20 protein-coding genes are annotated in these 20,826 nt (G+C 62.5%); 9 read left to right on the top strand and 11 right to left on the bottom strand.

Going from position 1 to position 20,826, the window contains the following annotated elements:
• Together fabB and fabA are read right to left on the bottom strand one after the other, a co-directional pair.
• On the bottom strand, window positions 1–1,224 hold the full coding sequence (fabB, locus tag WNY80_RS08770; protein WP_342886991.1) for a beta-ketoacyl-ACP synthase I: 1,224 nt from the start codon (window positions 1,222–1,224) through the stop codon (window positions 1–3).
• Window positions 1,225–1,293: 69 nt separating this feature from the next.
• A complete protein-coding gene (fabA, locus tag WNY80_RS08765) occupies window positions 1,294–1,809 on the bottom strand; it encodes a 3-hydroxyacyl-[acyl-carrier-protein] dehydratase FabA (RefSeq protein WP_342886990.1) in 516 nt (171 codons plus the stop codon).
• Window positions 1,810–2,044: 235 nt separating this feature from the next.
• Here fabA and irrA point away from each other — a divergent pair, with 235 nt between their 5' ends.
• Window positions 2,045–2,476: an iron response transcriptional regulator IrrA gene (gene irrA, locus WNY80_RS08760; RefSeq protein ID WP_342887474.1), complete on the top strand. Its 432-nt coding sequence runs from the start codon at window positions 2,045–2,047 to the stop codon at window positions 2,474–2,476.
• Window positions 2,477–2,667: 191 nt separating this feature from the next.
• The gene (gene ilvD / locus WNY80_RS08755; protein ID WP_342886989.1) at window positions 2,668–4,500 is read left to right on the top strand and encodes a dihydroxy-acid dehydratase; all 1,833 of its coding nucleotides are present in this window, start codon (window positions 2,668–2,670) and stop codon (window positions 4,498–4,500) included.
• Between the two features lie 140 nt (window positions 4,501–4,640).
• Here ilvD and WNY80_RS08750 read toward each other — a convergent pair whose 3' ends face one another.
• Window positions 4,641–5,204, bottom strand: coding sequence for an SH3 domain-containing protein (locus WNY80_RS08750; protein WP_342886988.1), 564 nt, complete (start codon window positions 5,202–5,204; stop codon window positions 4,641–4,643).
• A gap of 269 nt (window positions 5,205–5,473) precedes the next feature.
• Between WNY80_RS08750 and WNY80_RS08745 the strand changes: the two genes are divergently transcribed.
• A complete protein-coding gene (locus WNY80_RS08745; protein ID WP_342886987.1) occupies window positions 5,474–6,478 on the top strand; it encodes a D-glycerate dehydrogenase in 1,005 nt (334 codons plus the stop codon).
• Window positions 6,479–6,485: 7 nt separating this feature from the next.
• Here the strand turns inward: WNY80_RS08745 and WNY80_RS08740 are convergent, their stop codons facing one another.
• The 7 genes from WNY80_RS08740 to mutM form a co-directional block, all read right to left on the bottom strand.
• Window positions 6,486–7,244, bottom strand: coding sequence for a molybdopterin-synthase adenylyltransferase MoeB (locus WNY80_RS08740; RefSeq protein WP_342886986.1), 759 nt, complete (start codon window positions 7,242–7,244; stop codon window positions 6,486–6,488).
• A 44-nt stretch (window positions 7,245–7,288) separates the two neighbouring features.
• A complete protein-coding gene (recF, locus tag WNY80_RS08735; protein WP_342886985.1) occupies window positions 7,289–8,440 on the bottom strand; it encodes a DNA replication/repair protein RecF in 1,152 nt (383 codons plus the stop codon).
• A gap of 63 nt (window positions 8,441–8,503) precedes the next feature.
• Entirely contained in the window at window positions 8,504–9,622 is a 1,119-nt protein-coding gene (gene dnaN, locus WNY80_RS08730; protein ID WP_342886984.1) for a DNA polymerase III subunit beta, read from the bottom strand.
• A 219-nt stretch (window positions 9,623–9,841) separates the two neighbouring features.
• The gene (dnaA, locus tag WNY80_RS08725) at window positions 9,842–11,299 is read right to left on the bottom strand and encodes a chromosomal replication initiator protein DnaA (protein WP_342886983.1); all 1,458 of its coding nucleotides are present in this window, start codon (window positions 11,297–11,299) and stop codon (window positions 9,842–9,844) included.
• Window positions 11,300–12,191: 892 nt separating this feature from the next.
• Entirely contained in the window at window positions 12,192–12,458 is a 267-nt protein-coding gene (gene rpsT, locus WNY80_RS08720) for a 30S ribosomal protein S20 (protein ID WP_342886982.1), read from the bottom strand.
• Between the two features lie 195 nt (window positions 12,459–12,653).
• Window positions 12,654–13,427 carry an enoyl-CoA hydratase gene (locus tag WNY80_RS08715; RefSeq protein WP_342886981.1) on the bottom strand — a complete coding sequence of 258 codons (774 nt, stop codon included), beginning with the start codon at window positions 13,425–13,427 and terminating at the stop codon, window positions 12,654–12,656.
• A 63-nt stretch (window positions 13,428–13,490) separates the two neighbouring features.
• Entirely contained in the window at window positions 13,491–14,387 is an 897-nt protein-coding gene (mutM, locus tag WNY80_RS08710) for a bifunctional DNA-formamidopyrimidine glycosylase/DNA-(apurinic or apyrimidinic site) lyase (protein ID WP_342886980.1), read from the bottom strand.
• A 191-nt stretch (window positions 14,388–14,578) separates the two neighbouring features.
• Between mutM and ubiE the strand changes: the two genes are divergently transcribed.
• The 5 genes from ubiE to coaBC all read left to right on the top strand — a co-directional run bounded on the left by ubiE (window position 14,579) and on the right by coaBC (window position 19,758).
• Window positions 14,579–15,355: a bifunctional demethylmenaquinone methyltransferase/2-methoxy-6-polyprenyl-1,4-benzoquinol methylase UbiE gene (gene ubiE, locus WNY80_RS08705; protein WP_342886979.1), complete on the top strand. Its 777-nt coding sequence runs from the start codon at window positions 14,579–14,581 to the stop codon at window positions 15,353–15,355.
• A gap of 5 nt (window positions 15,356–15,360) precedes the next feature.
• The gene (gene ubiB / locus WNY80_RS08700; protein ID WP_342886978.1) at window positions 15,361–16,944 is read left to right on the top strand and encodes a 2-polyprenylphenol 6-hydroxylase; all 1,584 of its coding nucleotides are present in this window, start codon (window positions 15,361–15,363) and stop codon (window positions 16,942–16,944) included.
• On the top strand, window positions 16,938–17,378 hold the full coding sequence (locus tag WNY80_RS08695) for a GNAT family N-acetyltransferase (RefSeq protein WP_342886977.1): 441 nt from the start codon (window positions 16,938–16,940) through the stop codon (window positions 17,376–17,378). Before ubiB ends, WNY80_RS08695 begins: the two co-directional genes overlap by 7 nt.
• Before the next feature lie 230 nt (window positions 17,379–17,608).
• The gene (locus tag WNY80_RS08690; RefSeq protein ID WP_342886976.1) at window positions 17,609–18,046 is read left to right on the top strand and encodes a peptidylprolyl isomerase; all 438 of its coding nucleotides are present in this window, start codon (window positions 17,609–17,611) and stop codon (window positions 18,044–18,046) included.
• 290 nt (window positions 18,047–18,336) lie between these two features.
• On the top strand, window positions 18,337–19,758 hold the full coding sequence (coaBC, locus tag WNY80_RS08685; RefSeq protein ID WP_342886975.1) for a bifunctional phosphopantothenoylcysteine decarboxylase/phosphopantothenate--cysteine ligase CoaBC: 1,422 nt from the start codon (window positions 18,337–18,339) through the stop codon (window positions 19,756–19,758).
• Between the two features lie 42 nt (window positions 19,759–19,800).
• Here coaBC and WNY80_RS08680 read toward each other — a convergent pair whose 3' ends face one another.
• A complete protein-coding gene (locus WNY80_RS08680) occupies window positions 19,801–20,124 on the bottom strand; it encodes a helix-turn-helix domain-containing protein (protein ID WP_342886974.1) in 324 nt (107 codons plus the stop codon).
• A gap of 162 nt (window positions 20,125–20,286) precedes the next feature.
• Between WNY80_RS08680 and WNY80_RS08675 the strand changes: the two genes are divergently transcribed.
• Window positions 20,287–20,571, top strand: coding sequence for a hypothetical protein (locus WNY80_RS08675; protein WP_342886973.1), 285 nt, complete (start codon window positions 20,287–20,289; stop codon window positions 20,569–20,571).
• Window positions 20,572–20,826: the final 255 nt, after the last annotated feature.

Below are 20,826 nucleotides of genomic sequence, written 5' to 3'. Positions count from 1 at the left end.
TCACCCGTTGTGACGCTGGAAGACGAGCGTCGCGTTGGTGCCGCCAAAGCCGAAGGAGTTCGACAGCACCGTGTCGATCTTCGCATTGTCGATGCGCGAGCGTACGATCGGCACGCCGTCGAATTCCGGGTCCAGCTCGGTGATGTGCGCGCTTTCGCCGATGAAGTTCTCCTTCATCATCAACAGCGAGTAGATCGCTTCCTGCACGCCGGTTGCGCCGAGCGAATGCCCGGTCAGCGACTTGGTCGACTGCACATGCGGCATGTCGGTGCCGAAGACTTCGCGGATCGCGCCGATCTCTTTCGAATCGCCCACCGGCGTCGAGGTGCCGTGGGTGTTGATGTAATCCACCCGGCCTTCAACCGTCTTCAACGCCTGGCGCATGCAGCGGATCGCGCCTTCGCCCGACGGAGCCACCATGTCGTAGCCATCCGACGTCGCGCCATAGCCGGTCAGTTCGGCATAGATCTTGGCGCCGCGTGCCTTCGCATGCTCAAGCTCCTCGAGCACCAGCACGCCCGCGCCGCCGGCGATCACGAAGCCGTCGCGGCTGATGTCATAGGCGCGGCTGGCAGTGGTTGGCGAGGTCTCGTTGTATTTCGAGCTCATTGCGCCCATCGCGTCGAACAGGTTCGACATGGTCCAGTCGAGATCCTCGTGGCCGCCGGCGAACACCATGTCCTGCTTGCCCCACTGGATCAGTTCCGCCGCGTTGCCGATACAATGCGCCGAGGTCGAGCAGGCCGACGAGATCGAGTAGTTGACGCCGTGGATCTTGAACCAGGTCGCAAGCGTTGCCGATGCAGTCGAGGACATTGCCTTGGGCACCGCGAACGGGCCGATGCGCTTCGGGCTGCCGTTCTTGCGGGTGATGTCGGCAGCGTCGATCAGCGTCCGTGTTGACGGTCCGCCCGATCCCATGACGATGCCGGTGCGTTCATCACTGATTTCGGCCTCGGTGAGCCCGGCATCCTCGATCGCCTGTTTCATGGCGACATGGTTCCAGGCGCCGCCACGCGACAGGAAGCGCATGGCGCGGCGGTCGACCATGTCGGTCGGGTCCAGCGTCGGTGCGCCCCACACCTGGCTCCGGAAGCCATGCTCGGCGAAGTCTTCACTGAAACTGATGCCCGATTTGGCGTTGCGCAGTGACTCCGTCACCTCGCTGGTATTGTTGCCGATGGAGGATACGATCCCCATGCCTGTCACGACGACTCGTCTCATGTCTTGCCCTTTCATGGTGAGGGTCCTGAAGTTTCCCGGCGCTTATTTCACGCGCCTTGAGCGGAAGTGTCAGGCGGTTTTGTCCTTAGCAAGGCCGACTTTCAAATCCGAGGCGTTGTAGATCGTCTCGCCATCGGCCTTGAGCCAGCCATCGGCAATGCCGAGCACAAGACGGCCACGCATCACCCGCTTGAAATCGATGCCGTATTCGAGCTTCTTGACGTCCGGCGTCACCATGCCCTTGAATTTGACTTCGCCGGTCGACAGCGCCATGCCGCGGCCCTGTTCGCCAAGCCAGCCAAGATAGAAGCCGGTCAGCTGCCACATGCCGTCCAGTCCGAGGCAGCCGGGCATTACCGGGTTGCCCTTGAAGTGGCAGGGGAAGAACCAGAGATCCGGCGTGATGTCGAATTCGGCGCGCAGATAGCCCTTGTCGAATGCACCGCCGGTTTCCGAAATATCGGTGATCCGGTGCACCATAAGCATCGGCGGCAATGGCAGCTGTGCGTTTCCGGGGCCGAAAAGCTCGCCTTCCGCACATTTCAGGATATCTTCGTATGAATAGCTCGATTGCCTGTCGACCATGAAAAAAGCGTCTCCTCGTTCGCCGTCTTTCCGCGCGGCACAGATTAGTGATGTGCAAACTAGCACAAGCCCGCGCCTTGGCGAAGCCAGCCGGCACGGCATCCCCGAATACCGGATGAGGCCTTCAAGTGAAAGGGGCGCGGCCACGGAAAGTGGATTTCGCCGGTCTATTGAAAGCAATGCCCACAAAAGATATATGAAACCAATGAAATCCATCGATCGGACGCCGTCGAACATGCCTGGTGCGCACAGATCAAGATCAGCCGACCGCGATTCGGCTCTGCGCCTGCGCGGAGCGGGGCTTCGCCCGACACGGCAGCGCGTGGCGCTGGCCGATCTGCTGTTTGCCAAGGGTGACCGCCATCTGACCGCCGAGGAGCTGCACGAAGAAGCCGTCGGCGTCGGCGTGTCCTGCTCGCTGGCCACCGTCTACAACACGCTGCACCAGTTCACCGAGGCGGGCCTGCTGCGCGTGCTGTCGCTGGAAACCGCCAAGACCTATTTCGACACCAATGTCTCCGATCACCACCATTTCGTGGTCGAGGGCGCCAACGAGGTGCTCGACATTCCGGTCGGCAATATTTCGGTCACCGATCTGCCCGAAGCACCCGAAGGCATGGAAATCACCCATGTCGATGTGGTCATCCGCGTCCGCCCCAAGCGCTGACACCGGTCCGGCCGGCAACAGCCTCCGCAGCCATCTTTTCACGGCAACCGGGATACGCGGCTTGCGGACCCGGAACAGCTAATGCTCTGATCGCTCTGGAAATGCTGCCGATTACCGATTACTAGGTTTTCGACGCATCCACGCGCCCCGGCGCGTGCGAGCCATTGTTTCGGGAGCCAAGAGGAAATCACATGCCGCCTTATCGTTCGAGAACATCCACCCATGGTCGCAACATGGCAGGTGCCCGCGGCCTCTGGCGCGCAACCGGCATGGCGGACGGTGATTTCGGCAAGCCGATCATCGCGGTGGTCAATTCCTTCACCCAGTTCGTGCCCGGCCATGTCCACCTCAAGGACCTCGGCCAGCTGGTTGCCGGCGAAATCGAAAAGGCCGGCGGTGTTGCCAAGGAGTTCAACACCATCGCCGTCGATGACGGCATCGCCATGGGCCATGACGGCATGCTCTATTCGCTGCCTTCGCGCGAACTGATCGCCGATTCCGTCGAATACATGGTCAACGCCCACTGCGCCGATGCGATGGTCTGCATTTCCAATTGCGACAAGATCACTCCCGGCATGCTGATGGCGGCAATGCGGCTCAACATTCCGGTGATCTTCGTCTCCGGCGGGCCGATGGAAGCGGGCAAGGTTCTCCTCGAAGACGGTTCCTCCAAGGCGCTCGACCTGGTCGATGCCATGGTCGCGGCCGCCGATGACACGATCAGCGATGCCGATGTCGCAGCGATCGAGCGTTCGGCCTGCCCGACCTGCGGTTCCTGCTCGGGCATGTTCACCGCCAACTCGATGAACTGTCTCGCCGAGGCGATGGGCCTGGCGCTGCCGGGCAATGGCTCGACGCTCGCCACCCATTCCGATCGCGAACGCCTGTTCCGTGAGGCCGGCCGCACCATCGTCGGACTGGCCAAGCAATATTACGATGGCGATGACGCCAGCGTGCTGCCGCGCTCGATTGCGCCTCTCGCGGCCTTCGAAAACGCCATGACGCTCGACATCGCCATGGGCGGCTCCACCAACACCGTGCTGCATCTGCTTGCCATTGCCCATGAGGGCGAAGTTGATTTCACCATGGCCGACATCGACCGGCTGTCGCGCAAGGTTCCGGTGCTGTGCAAGGTCGCGCCGGCGAAAGCCGATGTACACATGGAAGACGTCCACCGCGCCGGCGGGATCATGGCCATCCTGGGTGAGCTGGATCGGGCAGGGCTGCTCGATACATCCGTCGGCACCATCCATGAGAAGACCCTGGCCGACGCGCTTGCGAAATGGGACGTGATGCAGTCATCCGATGCCGCGGTGCATGATTTCTACCGCGCCGCGCCCGGTGGCGTTCCTACCCAGACCGCGTTCTCGCAATCCCGCCGCTACAACGATGTCGACCTTGATCGCACCAATGGCGTGATCCGCAGTGCCGAGCATGCCTTCTCTCAGGACGGCGGTCTCGCCGTGCTGTTCGGCAATCTGGCCGAGGATGGCTGCATCGTCAAAACCGCAGGCGTCGACGAATCGATCCTGAAGTTCTCGGGCCCCGCCAAGATCTTCGAAAGCCAGGATGATGCCGTCTCCGATATCCTGACCGGCAAGGTCAAGCCCGGCGAAGTCGTGCTGATCCGCTACGAGGGACCGCGCGGCGGCCCCGGCATGCAGGAAATGCTCTACCCGACCAGCTATCTGAAATCCAAGGGCCTCGGAAAGGCCTGTGCTCTGGTCACCGACGGCCGCTTCTCCGGTGGATCCTCGGGCCTGTCGATCGGCCACGTCTCGCCGGAAGCCGCCGAGGGCGGTACCATCGGACTGGTCGAGAACGGCGATATGATCGAGATCGATATCCCGGGCCGTTCCATCCATCTGGCCGTCGACGAGGCAACGCTTGCCACACGCCGGACCAGGCGCGAGGCCGAAGGCTGGAAGCCGGAGAAGCCGCGCAAGCGCGCCGTTTCGACCGCGCTGAAAGCCTATGCCTCGATGACCAGCAGTGCGGCCAAGGGGGCCGTGCGCATTCTCTAAGGCACGTGCGGTTGTGCCTTTGGCACAGAAGCCGTGATGTGAGCTGTATCGCTGTAAGATTTGTTCAGGCGTCGCTAAGCGGCGCCTGAATGGTTTTCAGCATGCTGCCAGGCAGAACACGGGGCAAGGGAGCGGCAAGGCTACTTGAATGCTTCGCCCGGATAGGCGCCCCAGATCTCGTTTTGCTGCACCCAGCCCGTGGTTCCGTCGGCCTGTGCCTCGCACCATTCGCCGTTGCAGGCCTTGACCACGACCACCACGCCGGGCTCGAGCCGCGCGACGATGTCGGCATTGCTGCGCGCCTCGCGATGCATGTCGATGAAATCCTCGGTCGCTTCGCCTTTTTTCCAGGGCGCTGTCATGGCGGTCCGCTCGCCCGAAAGCAGCGACTGGTAGACCCAGCCCTCGGTGCCTTCGGCATCACGCACCCGGCGCCAGTTGTCATATTCCTGGATCACCTCCATCGGCACACCGGATTTGGTGTAGAGCCAGGCAACGGCATAATCCTGACCGGGACCGACGCGAAGATTGACCCGCTTGGCCTTGAGGCTGACAAACCGCGGCAACGGCAGGCCGCTCGGGCCTTTCGCCGCAGCCTGCGCGTGGGCGGCAAATCCGGCATCTGGTCCGGTGCCGAGCAACGGGCTGATTGTCAGGCCGGTCAGGGCCAGGCAGGTTGCGGCAAAAAGGGAAAGGCGACGCATGACTTACACCTTTTGGGTTGGGCGCCAGGGAGGCGGCGCCGATGCTGTTCTGGTTTCAGGCCCGTGCTTCCCGGCCGGCTTCTGTGCGGCCATGGGCATCAAGCGCGCTCAGCGCAGGTGATTGCCGGGTGCGGGCTTGCAACGCTTTTTAAACAGCAATACCGGCGCTTTGGATTGTCATCGCCGGAGGGTCTGATAGAAAAAGCGTTACGCATACGCCACTGTCGCCGAGTTTGGTTAAAAAGCTCTCAACGCCGGACCTGATCAAGATGCCGAACAAGAAAAAACCGAAGGTCTATATCACCCGCCGTCTGCCGGACGCCGTCGAAACCCGCATGCGCGAGCTGTTTGACGCCGAGCTGAACATCAACGACGAGGCCCGCACCCAGCCCGAACTGGTTGCCGCCATGCGCTCTGCCGATGTTCTGGTGCCCACCGTGACCGACAGGATTGATTCGGCGCTGATCGAGCAGGCCGGTCCGCAGATGAAGCTGATCGCCAATTTCGGCAACGGTGTCGACAACATCGATGTCGAGGCCGCGCAGAAAAAGGGCATCACTGTTACCAACACCCCCAACGTGCTTTCCGATGATACCGCCGACATGACCATGGCCCTGATGCTTGCCGTGCCGCGGCGGCTGACCGAGGGCGCCAATGTCATCGTCGGTTCGGGCGGTGTCTGGAAAGGCTGGTCGCCCACCTGGATGCTCGGCCACCGCCTCGGCGGCAAGCGGCTGGGCATTATCGGCATGGGCCGCATCGGCACAGCGGTTGCGCGCCGGGCCAAGGCCTTCGGCCTGTCGATCCACTATCACAACCGCCGTCATGTCGATCCGGCCACCGAAGACCAGCTCGAGGCCACCTATTGGGACAGCCTCGACCAGATGCTGGCACGGGTGGATATCGTCTCGGTCAATTGCCCGTCGACGCCGGCGACCTTCCATCTTCTCTCGGCCCGCAGGCTCGAGCTGATGAAGCCCGGTGCCTACATCGTCAACACGGCCCGTGGCGGCATCATCGACGAGGACGCGCTGATCAAGGCGCTGCGCGAGGGCCGTTTGTCCGGCGCGGGCCTTGATGTGTTCGAACACGAGCCGGCGGTCGACAAGCGGCTGGTCAAGCTCGCCGCCGAAGGCAAGGTGGTGCTGTTGCCGCACATGGGATCGGCCACCGTCGAGGGCCGCATCGACATGGGCGACAAGGTGATCATCAACATCCGCACCTTCTTCGACGGCCACCGCCCGCCCGACCGCGTGCTGCCGCTCAAGAACTGAGGCCGGTTCAGTCCTTCCGCCCGTAGCGTATGGTCTGGAAACTGGCATTGAGTCCGTCATAGAGCAGTAACCGGCCGATCAGTGGTTCGCCGGCCCCGGTAATCAGCTTGATCGCTTCCATCGCTTCCAGCGTGCCGATCACCCCGGTCAGCGCGCCGATGACGCCGGCTTCGGCACAACTGGGCACCAATCCCGGCGGCGGCGCTTCGGGAAACAGGTCCCGGAAGCCCGGACATTGCTTGCCGTCGGCCCCTGTTTCGTAAGGCGTCAGCACCGTGACCGAGCCGTCGAAGCGCCCGACCGCGGCGGTGACCAGCGGAATCTTCAGCGCTTCGCACGTATCGGCCAGCAGGTAGCGGGTCTCGAAACTGTCCGACCCGTCCACCACCATGTCGTAGCCGGTCAGCAGGTCGACCGCATTGTCCTTTGTCAGCCGCATCTCATGCGTCACCACCCGCGTGTGCGGGTTGAGCCGTTTGAGCGTACGCTGGGCGCTCTCGGTCTTGGCCATGCCGACATTGGCAGTGTCGTGCAGGATCTGCCGTTGCAGGTTGGACAGCGACACCGTGTCGTCGTCGATCACGCCAAGCAACCCGACACCGGCGGCAGCGAGATAGCTCAGCACCGGCGAACCCAGCCCGCCGGCACCAAGCACCAGCACCCGCGCAGCCTTGAGCCGCTGCTGCCCCGCGCCGCCGATCTCGGCCAGCACGATATGACGGGCATAGCGTGCCACTTCGTCGTCATTGAGGTGTGAATTGTCCATCGCCAGTCTCCGGGCGCCACCGGGCGCCAGCTTGTTTTTTCGGGTCAGTCGGCAGAACCGCCGGGGTGCGGCGTCACCCGGCCGCTCGCCACCGAGAAGATCTGCCCGCGCGACCCCAGGCTACTAAACATCGAAACGTCGGTCCCGGTCATGAAAGCCTGGCATTCGAGCGCTTCGATCAGGTCAAACAACGCCGCCCGGCGGCCTTCGTCAAGATGGGCCGCAATCTCGTCGAGCAGCAGAACCGGTGCATGGCCGGTCATCGCCCGTACCAGTTGGGCGTGTCCCAGCACCAGCCCGATCAGCAAAGCCTTCTGCTCGCCGGTCGACGACAGTGCTGCCGGCATCGCCTTGGCGCGGTGATGTACGATCAGATCGGACCGGTGCGGGCCCGAAAGCGTCCGCCCGGCAGCCGCGTCCCGCCGCCTGCCGGTTTCAAGCATGTTGGCGAAAGCCATCTCCATGTCGCTTGCCGATGCCAGCGCCTGATCTTCGAGAAACCCTTCGAGCCGCACCGTTGCGGCCGGAAACACGCTGTGCTCCGCATTGCTTTCGATCAGGTCCGACAACAGGCTGACCACCTCGTTGCGCGCCATTGCCATGGCCACCCCGAGTTCCGCCATCTGGCCTTCCAGCCCGTCAAGCCAGGCAGGGTCTGCCCGTCCCTCCGACAAGAGCCGGTTGCGGCTGCGCATGGCGCGTTCGTAGTTCAGTGCCCGGCCGCCATGTGCCGGATCCACTGACAGCACCAGCCGGTCGAGAAAGCGCCGCCGGTCCCCCGCCGATCCGGTAAACAGCCCGTCCATCGCCGGCGTCAGCCACAACAGCCGCAGATGTTCGAGAAGTCCATCGGTCGTGCGTGCCGGGGCGCCGTTGATCCGCACCCGGCGCGATCCGCTTTCCTCTCCGCCATCGACCCCGGTGCCGATCTCGACCGGCCCTGCCATGCCTTCAAGACCGGCAAAGATGCTGAAGCCTGGCGCTGTCTCCGGGCCGGCCTTGATCAGGTCGCCATAGGGTGCGCGCCGCATGCCCCGTCCGGGGGTCAGCAGCGAAACCGCTTCCATCAGGTTGGTTTTGCCCGCGCCATTGTCGCCAGCAAGCACCACATGGCGCTCATCGAGATCCAGCGACAGGTTCGCATAATTGCGAAACCCGGCGAGCTTGAGTTTCTGGATATGCACCTTGGCGGCCATGCAATTCCCCGCTCAGCCGCATCGCGGCGGGCAGCCCGTTTCGGTGCGTGAGGGCAAGCGCCTCTACACCCGCATCGGCATCAGCACATACAGCGCGTCATCGCCGTCGGTGTCACGCACCAGTGTCGGCGAGCCGGGATCGGCCAGCATGAACACGGCATCGGACCCCGACAGCTGGTTGGTGATGTCGAGAAGATACTTGGCGTTGAAGCCGATTTCCAGCGGATCGCGGTCATAGCCAACGGCCAGTTCTTCCGTTGCGCTGCCCGAATCCGGGTTGTTGACGGTCAGCGTCAGCTGCCCGTCGGAAATCGCCAGCTTGACCGCACGGCCACGCTCCGACGAGATCGTCGACACCCGGTCCACGGCCTGCGCAAACGTCTGGCAATCGACGGTCAGTTCCTTGTCGTTGCCGGTCGGGATCACCCGCTGGTAATCCGGGAAGGTGCCGTCGATCAGCTTCGAGGTCAGCACCACCGAGCCGATGGTGAAACGGATCTTGGCGTCCGACAGCTCGACGGTCACGGTGACATCCGGATTGTCGACAAGCTTCTGTAACTCGCCCACGGTCTTGCGCGGAATGATGATGCCCGGCATTCCCTCAGAGCCCGAAGGCGCATCGACATCGGCGCGCGCCAGCCGGTGGCCGTCGGTGGCAACCGCGCGCAGCTTCAGCGCACCGTCGCTCTCGATCGAATGCATGAAGATGCCGTTGAGATAATACCGGGTCTCTTCGGTCGAGATGGCAAACTGGGTCCGGTCGATCAGCATCTTCAGCTGTGTTGCGGGCAGCCGGAACGTGTGGCTGAAGGCGCCGGCGGTCAGGTCGGGAAAATCCGATTCCGGCAGGCACTGCAGCGAGAACTTCGACCGGCCGGAAGCCACCGTCATGGTCGCACCGTCGGCATCGGTCGACAGCAGCACTTCCGAGCCATCGGAGAGCTTGCGCACGATGTCATAGAGCAGGTGCGCCGGCACGGTGGTGGAGCCTGCCTGTTCGATCATCGCCGGGGTCGCCTCGGTGATTTCCAGATCGAGGTCGGTCGCCTTCATGTCGAGCGTTGCCCCCTCGGCCTTCAGCAGCACATTCGACAGGATCGGAATGGTGTTGCGGCGCTCGACCACGCGATGCACGTGGTTCAGCGACTTGAGGAGATTGGAACGCTCGAGGGTGACACGCATGATCTGGCTACCGCTTGGCTGGAGGTCCGCGCGTGGCTGCGCCGGCCTTTCAAATTCTGTCTTGTCCGGCTCTTGTCCGGCCTGGGCCGCAAGGTGGTGCTTGCCGCACCGGGCCCGGGCGAGCAAAATGGCAGATTATGCACCTGACATGCAACAAAAACCGGCCCGGACCTTTCGGCCCGGACCGGGATTCTGGGGATAAGCGTCCCGGCTTGCGGTCTATTCGATAATCAGCCGCTTCAGCAGTTCAATCTCGTGGCCGAGCTTGGTGTCCGAATTGATCAATTCTTCGATCTTGCGGACCGCATGCAGCACTGTCGTGTGGTCGCGTCCGCCGAATCTGCGGCCAATTTCCGGGAACGAACGTGGCGTCATGGTCTTGGCCAGATACATGGCAATCTGCCGTGGCTTGACGATAACGCGCGTGCGCCGGTCGGACACCAGTTCCTGCCGCGAAACATTGTAGTGCCGTGAAACCACCCGCTGGATGTCTTCGATGCGCACCCGCTTGGGCTCGCCCGCATTGACCAGGTGACCCAGCAGCTGGTCCACCCGCTCGAGCGTCAGGTTGGGCTCGAAGCTGCGGCGGAACAGAAGCTGGTTGAATGCGCCTTCCAGTTCCCGGCCGCTCGAAGTGATGTTCTGTGCGACATGGGCGAGAATGTCCTCGCCGATATCAAGCGTGCCGTCCTCGATCTGGGCGATGGCCAGCCGCTGGCGCAGCATTTCCAGGCGCATGTCGAAGTCGGGTGCCTCGATTTCGATGGCGACGCCGCCCTGCAGCCGCGACCGGACGCGGGGATCAAGCGATTCCAGCTCCCAAGGCGCGCGGTCGGCTGCGACCACCACCTGGCGGGCGGAATCGAGCAGCATGTTGAGCAGATGGCAGAATTCGTGCTGGATCGACTTGCCCTGCAGGAACTGCATGTCGTCGATGACCAGCAGGTCGATATTGCGCAGCGATTCCTTGAACGACAGGGCGTCATTGTCGCGGATCGCGGTGGCGAAGCGCCACATGAAATATTCGGCGGTCAGGTAGACCACGCGCGGGTTGCGCGCATGACGGCTGGCCGCGGCGGCAATTGCCTGCAGCAGGTGGGTTTTGCCCAGGCCGACATTGGAGTGAATGAACAGCGGGTTGAAGCGAACCGCTCCGGTTCCCGCTTCGGCGATGGTCTTGGCGGCAGCCAATGCCACCCGGTTGGATGAGCCTTCGACATAGCTCTCAAAGGTGTAGCGCGGGTCGAGCGGCGATCCGATGACGGTGTTGGCGGCCTGCTGCCCCTTCGAGAAGGCAGGAAGATGTGCACTCACGCCCTTGACCGACAGATGCATGTCCTTGCGTGCGGCAGCAGGTGCCTGCTGGCCGGAGGAGGCGTTGGCGGGTGTCTCTGTCTCTGTTGCCGGCGCCTGGCGGCTGGCCCGGGTCGCCGAGCGGACGACGATCTCGACCTTCAGGATATCCGGGTCTTCTTCGCTGAACAGCGCGCTGATCTGATCGAGATACTTGTTGTTGATCCAGGATTTGAGGAATGCGGTCGGGACTGACAGCCGTACGACGCTTTTGGATGCCGATTGCAGCTTGAGCCGTCCAAACCAGCTTGTGAAAACTTCCGGTCCCACCTGCGCTTTCAACCGCGCCATAACCCGATCGAAGGCCTTGGTATTCTTGTTCATGTCCGCCCCTTTGTCAGTCGTCGGGCAAACATCTCCGCCAAGCGGTTGGGCGCCGGTTTCCTGTGCGCCCCATTGTGCCGCTTTACGCGCTGGTGTCGTTTGTGTTTGCATCGCCGCTGTATTCCCTTTTGCCACATTTAGGTGAGCCGTTCAGACCGTCATGGCCCGGCTCGGACATTTCCAGATCGTCATGTCCATTACTGCTGCGGGTGCCCCCCGCCCTCGTTGGTCCGTCTCTCCTGTTGTGTCCCTTCCTGCGACCTCGTATCGCCGGATTGGACAAATCTTCATCGTTCCGTCGAAACCGAAGTTCCGACAGGGTCAAAGTTCCACCGCACAGCTAAGGAGATAGCAAATGCAACCGATGGTTTTGTTTGGGTTCGCCCGGCACAAGGTCCGTGCAACAAGGAGCAGGTTGGAAAACACTTACCTGAAATAAAGCAAACTATCCTTGGAACCGCCCGGCTCCGTGCCCCTTGTCGAGGGCTATTTAGGCAGGATGGGATGGCCAGATCAAGCGGCTTATTTACGTTTCATTCACACTTTAGGGATTGACTCGCAAAGGTAGAAAAAAGCTTCCGGCGAGCCCTTCGAACAGGCGATTGGATTCATTGCCTTTTCACCGGCTCAGTTATTTTTGCATGCCGCAGGAAGCCTTGGATACAAAATTTCAGGGCTTGACAGGATATGGGCCGAATCCGCTTTGGTTAACCAAGGTCGAATCTGGCACCTCTCGTAAATCATTGAAAATAAAGGAAATTTGATGCCACTGTAACAGGGGCGTGACAGCGTGGAATTGGCCGCCTGAAATGGTTTTGCGCAAGTCATTGGGGCAAAACGAAAAAGGCCCGGACAAGCCGGACCCTTAGTCGACAAAACAGTTTTTGCTTGATTAGGCGCTCAGCGCCTTCACCCGGTTCGACAGCCGGGAGATCTTCCGCGATGCGGTATTGGCGTGAACCACGCCCTTGCTGGCAGCCCGCATCAGTTCAGGCTGGGCAGCCTTCAGTGCAGCGGCAGCAGCGGCCTGGTCGCCAGAGCTGATGGCTTCCTCGACAGTGCGGAGGAAACCACGGACACGCGAACGGCGTGCCTTGTTTACGTCAGTGCGGCGAGCAATCTTGCGGGTCGCCTTTTTCGCCGAAGTTGTATTGGCCATGAATGCCTCTCAAAGTGTCACATGCTCTATTCCGACCGGAAAGCGCCTCTTGCGAGGTTTGTCGCTTCGACATGCGGAATGCGAGAAAACCACGGCGAGCCCGAAAGCTGCCATTCGATGGCGGGCCTATACCGGGTATCGCGGCTTTCGTCAACGCGAAAATCCGCAATACCCGCCTTCAGCCGCCGTATTTGCTCACCGGTGTTTGAACTGTGCCTTGCGCTTGTCGATGAACGCGGCCATGCCTTCCTTCTGGTCTTCGCTGGCAAACAGCGAGTGAAACAGCCGCCGTTCGAAGCGCAGGCCCTCGGCCAGCGTGACTTCGTCGGCGCGGTTGACCGATTCCTTCACCATCATTGCCACCGGCAGCGAGAACCCTGCGATCTTCTCGGCCGCCTTGAGCGTTGTCGCCATCAGCTCGTCCGCCGGCACCACTCGTGCCACCAGGCCGGAGCGCTCGGCTTCCTCGGCATCCATCATCCGGCCGGTCAGGCACAGGTCCATCGTCTTGGCCTTGCCGATGGCGCGGGCCATGCGCTGGCTGCCGCCCATGCCCGGGATCACGCCAAGGGTAATTTCCGGCTGGCCGAACTTGGCGGTGTCTGCGGCAATGATGAAATCACACATCATCGCAAGCTCGCAGCCGCCGCCCAGCGCATAGCCCGAAACGGCTGCAATCACCGGCTTGCGGGTCGCCGAAACCGCGCTCCAGCCTTCGAAGAAGTCTTCCATATAGGCGCTGATGTAATCCTTGGACTGCATTTCCTTGATGTCGGCGCCGGCGGCGAAGGCCTTTTCCGAGCCGGTCAGCACGATGGCGCCGATCTTTTCATCCGCGCCGTACTGCGCCAGCGTCTCGCGCAACTCACCCAGCAGTTCCGAATTGAGCGCATTGAGTGCGTCGGGCCGGTTGAGCGTGATGATGGCCACCCGGCCACGTGTTTCAGTCTTCAAAGTCTTGAGCGCCATCGCATCTCTCCTTGTTGCGGTCTGATGGGGCTGGCCTCTCTGGGGCAGGTTCCCTGACCGGGGTCAGCTTTTCTGGCAGCGCGGGCAATAAAACGTCGATCGTCCGCTCTGCACGATGCGGCGGACCGTATCGCCACAGCCGGGCCGGGGGCAAGCCTTTCCCTCACGGTCATAAACGGAAAATCCGTGCTGGAAGTAACCCAGTGTGCCGTCGGTGCGGATATGGTCCCTGAGTGACGAGCCACCTGCGGCGATTGCCTCGTCGATCACGTCGCGGATCGCGCTTGTCAGCACCTCGAGGTCCTTGCGCGGCCGCCCGGTCCCTGTCACCAGCGCCCCCGCCGGCTTGAGCGGCGACAGCCGCGCCCGCCACATCGCTTCGCACACATATATATTGCCCAGGCCGGCGATGATCCGCTGATCCAGCAGCGCCGCCTTCAACGGTGTCTTCTTTCCTGCAAGCCGTCCGGCCAGTTCATTGGCATCGAGGCTGTTGCCGGTCGGCTCCACACCTAGGCTTTTGAACCAGGGGTGCTCGGCAAGCGCGGACCGGGCCATCAGGTCCATGTAGCCGAAGCGGCGCGGGTCATTATAAATAATGCGCGCCTGGCCCGCCGGCCCGTCGACGTGAAACACCACATGGTCGTGCTTGTCGTCTTTCGAGCGCGCGTGATGAAACACCCCGGGTTCGAGCTCGCCGTCACCATCTGCCTCGATCCTGAACGACCCGGACATGCCCAGATGGCTGACCAGCACCATGCCGTCATCAAGATCGGCGATCAGGTATTTCGCCCGCCGGCCAAGCGAGGTTACACGCCGTCCTTCGAGCCGGGCCGCGAAATTTTCCGGAAACGCGAACCGGAGATCCCCGCGCCGTTGCTCGACGCGGACAATGCCGGCCCCTTCCATCACCGGCGCGAGGCCCCGGCGAACCGTTTCGACTTCTGGCAATTCGGGCAAATGCGCCTCCCCGGGCTGGTGGCAATATGCGGACTGCTGGCCTATAAGGCGAAACGCTATGCCGCAGGCTGGTCTGTCCTGCCTAGATAGCGTGGAGCGGAGCGATCCGCTATGGTCGCGGCAATTAAGTCTGATCCGGCAACGGCCGCAGGCTGAGTTGACGCTATATGGAAGAATCACGGGAATAAGAGATGTCAGAACAGCGCGTTTCCACAGATGGCGGAATGCAGACCAGCTACGGCTTCCGCACCGTGTCCGATGGTGAAAAGCAGGAATTGGTCAACGACGTCTTTCACAAGGTCGCCAAGCGCTACGACATCATGAATGACGTGATGTCGGGCGGGCTGCACCGGGTCTGGAAAGACGCCATGGTTGCGAGCCTCAACCCGCCGCGCCGTCCCGGCTTCCGCTTTCTCGACGTGGCCGGCGGCACCGGCGACATCGCCTTCCGCATTGTCGCAGCCTCGGACGCCCAGGCCCAGGGCACCGTGCTCGACATCAACGGCTCGATGCTCGGCGTCGGCGCGGAACGTGCCGAAAAGAAGGGCTATGCCGGCAATCTCGAATTTGTCGAGGCCAATGCCGAGGAACTGCCGTTCGAGGACAACAGTTTCGACGCCTATACAATTGCTTTCGGCATCCGCAACGTGCCCGACATCGACAAGGCATTGCGCGAAGCCTACCGGGTGCTCCGCCGCGGCGGCCGCTTCCTCTGTCTCGAATTCTCCGAGGTCGAGATGCCGATCCTCGACAGGATTTACGACGCCTGGTCGTTCAACGGCATCCCCGCCATGGGCAAGGTCATCGCCGGCGAGGCAGAGCCTTACCAGTACCTGGTCGAATCGATCCGCAAGTTCCCGCGCCAGGCCGATTTCGCCGCCATGATCGAGCGCGCCGGTTTCTCCCGCGTCGGCTACACCAATTACACCGGCGGCATCGCAGCCCTTCATTCAGCCTGGAAGATCTGAGCGGCATGGCAAGCATCGGCACCTATCTGCGCCTGATGCGGGCAGGCTTCATCCTCGTGCGCGAGGGCGTGGTCTCCTCGCTGCCCGCCGACGAGCTTCCCGCGCCGCTGCAGTTCGGCCACCGGGTCGCGGGCCTGCTGGCCAAGCGCCAGGTCAAGAGCATCGAGCGCACCGACAGGCTGGCCCGCGCGGTCGAACGGCTGGGCCCTTCCTGGGTCAAGCTCGGACAGTTCCTCGCCACGCGGCCCGATGTGGTCGGCGCCGAGATCGCCGATGACCTTTCCGGCCTGCAGGACCGGATGGCGACCTTCCCCGAGGCCCAGGCGCGGGCGGCCATCGAAGGCTCGCTCGGCCGGCCGGTCAGCGAACTCTACTCGCGCTTCGATCCGCCGATTGCGGCCGCCTCCATCGCCCAGGTGCATCCGGCCGAGGTCACCGACGAAAACGGGCCGCGCCAGGTCGCCGTCAAGGTCGTCCGGCCCGGCGTGCGCCAGCGCTTCAGGCAGGATCTCGAGGCGTTCTACCTGGTCTCCGAGCTGCAGGAGAGGTTCATCCCGTCCTCGCGCCGCTTGCGCCCGGTCGAAATCACCAAAACGCTCGAACAGACCACCCGCATCGAGATGGATCTGCGGCTCGAGGCCGCCGCCCTGTCGGAGATGGCCGACAACACCCGCGATGATCCGGGCTTCCGCGTGCCAAAGGTCGACTGGGAACGCACCGGCCGTGATGTCGTGACCATGGAATGGATCGACGGCATCAAGATGAGCGATGTCGCCGGTCTGAAGGCAGCCGGGCACGATCTCGATGCGCTGGCCGACACGCTGATCCAGTCGTTCCTGCGCCACACCCTGCGCGATGGTTTTTTCCATGCCGACATGCACCAGGGCAATCTCTTCGTCGATCCGGCAGGCATGGTTGTCGCCGTCGACATGGGCATTGTCAGCCGTCTCGGCAAAAAGGAACGCCGCTTCCTCGCCGAAATCCTCTACGGCTTCATCACCCGCGATTACCGCCGTGTCGCAGACGTGCATTTCGAGGCGGGCTATGTGCCGGCCCGGCATGATCCGGCGAGCTTCGCCCAGGCCATCCGCGCCATCGGCGAGCCGATCCACGGCCAGCCGGCCGAAACCATCTCGATGGCGCGGCTGCTGACGCTGCTGTTCGAGGTCACCGAGCTGTTCGACATGGAAACCCGGCCCGAGCTGGTCATGCTGCAAAAGACCATGGTCGTGGTCGAGGGTGTGGCCCGCACGCTCAACCCGAAATTCAACATGTGGAAGGCCGCCGAACCGGTGGTCGGCGACTGGATCCGCGGCAATCTCGGCCCCAAACGCATCGCCGTTGACGTCAAGGCCGGTGCCATCGCAGCCCTCAGGCTGGCCGAGCAACTGCCCGATCTCGCCGCCCGCACCGAACGCTTTGCCAACGAGGTCGGCGACATGGCCGAGCACGGCCTGCGCTTTGATGCCGCCACCTCCGAAGCCATCGGCAAGGCCGAGGCCCGTCACACCCGTTCGGGCCGTGTGGCGCTGTGGATCATTGCCGCTGCAGCGGTCTGGGGAGCGTTGGCGATCCACCCCCTATGGTAGGGGCGCTCGCCTACCGGCCCTTTTCGCTCGATGACATCGATGTCCAGCCGCTCTCGGATGAAGCATGGTCCGACGGCTATCCCTTCGTCGAGCGGATGCTGCATGACTGGAGTTCGGGCGACAACCGCTTCGATCGTCCCGGCGAGCGCCTGATCGGTGCTTTCGACGATGGCAGGCTGATCGGTTTCTGCGGCCTCAACCGCGATCCCTATCTGAGCGAAAATGCCGGCCGCATCCGCCATCTCTATGTCAGCCTCGACCACCGCCATATCGGCATCGCCCGCGCCCTTGTCTCCCGGACGCTCGACAGCGCCTCCATCCGGTTCCCCCGCATCCGCCTGCGCGCCACCCCCGCCTCGCGCAGCTTCTACGAACTGCTCGGCTTCGAGCCGGTGGAGGAGAACGAGGCGACGCATTCGATGCGGTTGCGGTAAGCTTTCCGCCATCCCCGGCTGGAAAGGGTGCGGCTCCAAAAGTCCACCGCCGGATTTGCAATTCCAGCCCATTTCACGCAAACTGGGGACATTGGATGGGCCATTGAGGGCCGAGCCAACATTCGCCGACGGCAAAATAGACGCCGTCAGGGCAGGAAACCCGGCAGCGCACCGCGCACGAGATCCCACACACGGACACGCCGGGAAATACACAAGCATTGGATAGACATATGAGCGAGGCCAAATCCGGCGACACCGTGCGGATAAACTATACCGGCACACTGACAGACGGCACCCGGTTCGACAGTTCCGAGGGTCGCGAGCCTTTGGAATTCCAGGTCGGGTCCGGACAGATCATCCCCGGTCTTGACCGCGAGGTCGAGGGCATGAAGGTCGGTGACAAGCAGACCGTCACCGTTCCGGCCGAAGAGGCCTACGGCCCCCACGACCCGGCGAAGGTTCAGCAGGTTCCGCGCGACGCCCTGCCGCCCGAGCTCGAGCCGCAGGAAGGCATGCAGCTGCAGGCCCAGACGCCGCAGGGCGGGCAGGTGACGCTCATCGTCACCACCGTCGGCGAACAGGAAATCACCGTCGACGCCAACCATCCGCTGGCTGGCAAGGACCTGATCTTCGAAATCGAGATGGTCGAGATCCTCAAGGCGGCCTGATCGCACGAGTTACCGGCAACCCGGCCCGGCGCCGGGTTGCCGTTTGTCTGCGCGATGCGCCCCCTCGGGCCTCTGACCGTCGCCCGGGCAGACGCTTGAATCTGTTGGTTACGGCCTCGGGCGCCAGGCACGGGTTGCATGCGCAAGGGTCGCTTTGGCCCATCGAAATGCTGCATGTGCGCTGCGTTCAAGCGAAAACCCTTGAACGCAACATGCATCGGTTTGACTGCAATGCATGCAATGCCTACATTGTCGCGGCAAGCATAGATCTCCGTGCCCAGGAGGCGCCCGTGGCGACACTGACCATCCGCAATCTTGACGACACTGCCAAGCAGGCTTTGCGCGAGCGTGCCGCCAGGAACGGTCGCTCGATGGAAGAGGAAATGCGCTTCATCCTTGCCGGCCTGGATAGCGTTGCCGACACGCCGGCAGCGCCGCCCGTCGTGGCGCCGGTTTTGCTTGCGCCAAGTGAGCCCGTCCACGAGAGCCTTGCCGGCAAGCGCATCCTGCTGATTATCTCCGGCGGCATTGCGGCTTACAAATCGCTCGACCTGATCCGCCGCCTGCGCGAACGCGGTGCCGAAGTCAGTCCGCTGATGACTGCCGCCGCGCAGGAATTCGTCACCCCGCTGGCGGTTGGCGCGCTCGCTGCCGATCATGTCTACACCGACCTGTTTTCCCGCGAGGACGAGCAGGATGTAGGCCATATAAGGCTGGCACGGGATTGTGATCTGATCTGCGTCGCGCCCGCCACCGCCGACCTGATGGCCAGGATGGCGAATGGGCTCGCCAACGATCTCGCCTCCACCGTGTTGCTCGCCACCAACCAGCCCGTGCTGATCGCCCCGGCGATGAACCCTGCCATGTGGGCGCACAGGGCAACCCGCCGCAATGTCGCGACCTTGCGCAGTGACGGCATCGGTTTCATCGGCCCGATGGCCGGCGAAATGGCCGAATCCGGCGAGGCCGGAGAAGGTCGCATGGCCGAGCCGCTGCAGATCGTTGCTGCAATCGAGGCGGTGCTCGATGGCGCACCCAGGCCGCTCGCAGGCAAAACCGCCATCGTCACCTCCGGCCCGACGCATGAGCCGATCGACCCGGTGCGCTACATCGCCAACCGCTCGTCGGGCAAGCAGGGCCACGCCATCGCTGGCGCACTCGCCCGCCTCGGCGCCGAGGTGACGCTGGTCTCCGGCCCGGTCACCATCCCCGATCCCGCCGGCGTCACGGTCATCCGCGTTGAAAGTGCTGCCAACATGCTCGCGGCTGTGACCACGGCCTTGCCCGCCGACATCGCCGTCTTCGTCGCCGCCGTTGCCGACTGGCGGGTGGCTGCGGCCTCGGGCGAAAAGATCAAGAAGAAGCCGGGCGAGGGCCCGGCGCCGCTTGAGCTCACCGAAAATCCCGACATTCTCAAGACCATCGGCCACCATGCGAACCGTCCGCACCTCGTTGTCGGCTTTGCCGCCGAAACCGCCGACGTGATCTCCAACGCCCAGGCCAAGCTTGCCCGCAAGGGCGCCGATTTCATCGTCGCCAACGACGTCTCCCCCGCCACCGGCATCATGGGAGGCGACCGCAACTGCGTCCGCATTGTCTCAAAAGATGGCGTCGAGGACTGGCCCGATCTGAGCAAGAGCGAGGTGGCTGACCGGCTGGCGGCGCGGATTGCCGAATTGCTGACCGGCAAGGTTTCGCTCAGCTCTCGGTGATCCCGGGAGGGTGGGTGGTGGCAGTGCTGGCTGGGTGATTTTTCAGTGTTGCTTCCGTGCCAGCCACCAACAATGCATGGCCTCGAAAACCGGTTTGAGGGATAGTCCGTCTTCAGTCACGCTATACTCCACACGAGGTGGCACCTCGGCGAATATCTCACGACGTATCAATCCATCAGCTTCGAGTGTGCGGAGTTGCTTGGTCAGCATGGTTTGCGTGACGCCATCCACCTCACGACGCAGTTCGCCAAAGCGTTTGGTTCCATGGAAAATCAGGGTTTTGAGAATCGCCAGTTTCCACTTGCCGCCGATCATTGTGAAAACAATCGGAGCCGGACAGAGGGTGTCTTGTTCGCCGTCAACCATAGAAAATTCCAATAGTACGGTTTTGTGAGTTTAGTACGAAAAAAGTGCCTACTTTTCAATCCGGAGAATAGTTGCAATTGTTGGTCTTCACGATCTCGTTGGAAGCAAGCGTTTGAATACGGGAAGTTCGCCTGCCGGTTAAAAATGAAAGGTATAAGGCACATGCACATCATACTTTTGAAACTGGGAGACAATAAATCAGCCGCCGCGCAATTCATGGAGGGGCACAATGCATGGATTGCAAAGGGCATGAATGATGGAGTTTTTCAGTGTGTAGGCTCACTCGATGTAGGTGGAGGGTTCATACTCGCTCATGGTGAAGAGAGCAGCGGCGTCCTGAAGAGAGTCAATGAAGATCCCTTCGTAGAGAACAATGTCGTCACCGTGGAAGTTCACCAGATCGATGTGAAGCGTACTGCCCCTGAATTGGCGCATCTCGCAAAATGAGCATCAGAGCGGTATTCAGCGCCAATATTTGCTGAGACTGGTGGGGTTGATGGCTTGTGTCGGCCACGCAGGCTGCCTGACAATTTTCCGGTTTCGGTCCCGGCCTCACGCCACTTCCGCAACCTTCATCGCATCCACCTGCACCGGCGAGAACCGCGTCGAGGACATGCCGCCGGCTGGGTGCGCAGCGGCCGTTTTATCGTCGCCAACGATGTCTCCCCGCCACCGTCATCATGGGCGGCGACCGCAGAATGG

Source organism: Hoeflea sp. AS16 (assembly GCF_038900095.1).
GTDB lineage: Bacteria > Pseudomonadota > Alphaproteobacteria > Rhizobiales > Rhizobiaceae > Hoeflea.
The sequence above is the reverse complement of the archived record's forward strand: the minus strand, read 5'-3'. Positions and strand labels throughout refer to the sequence as shown.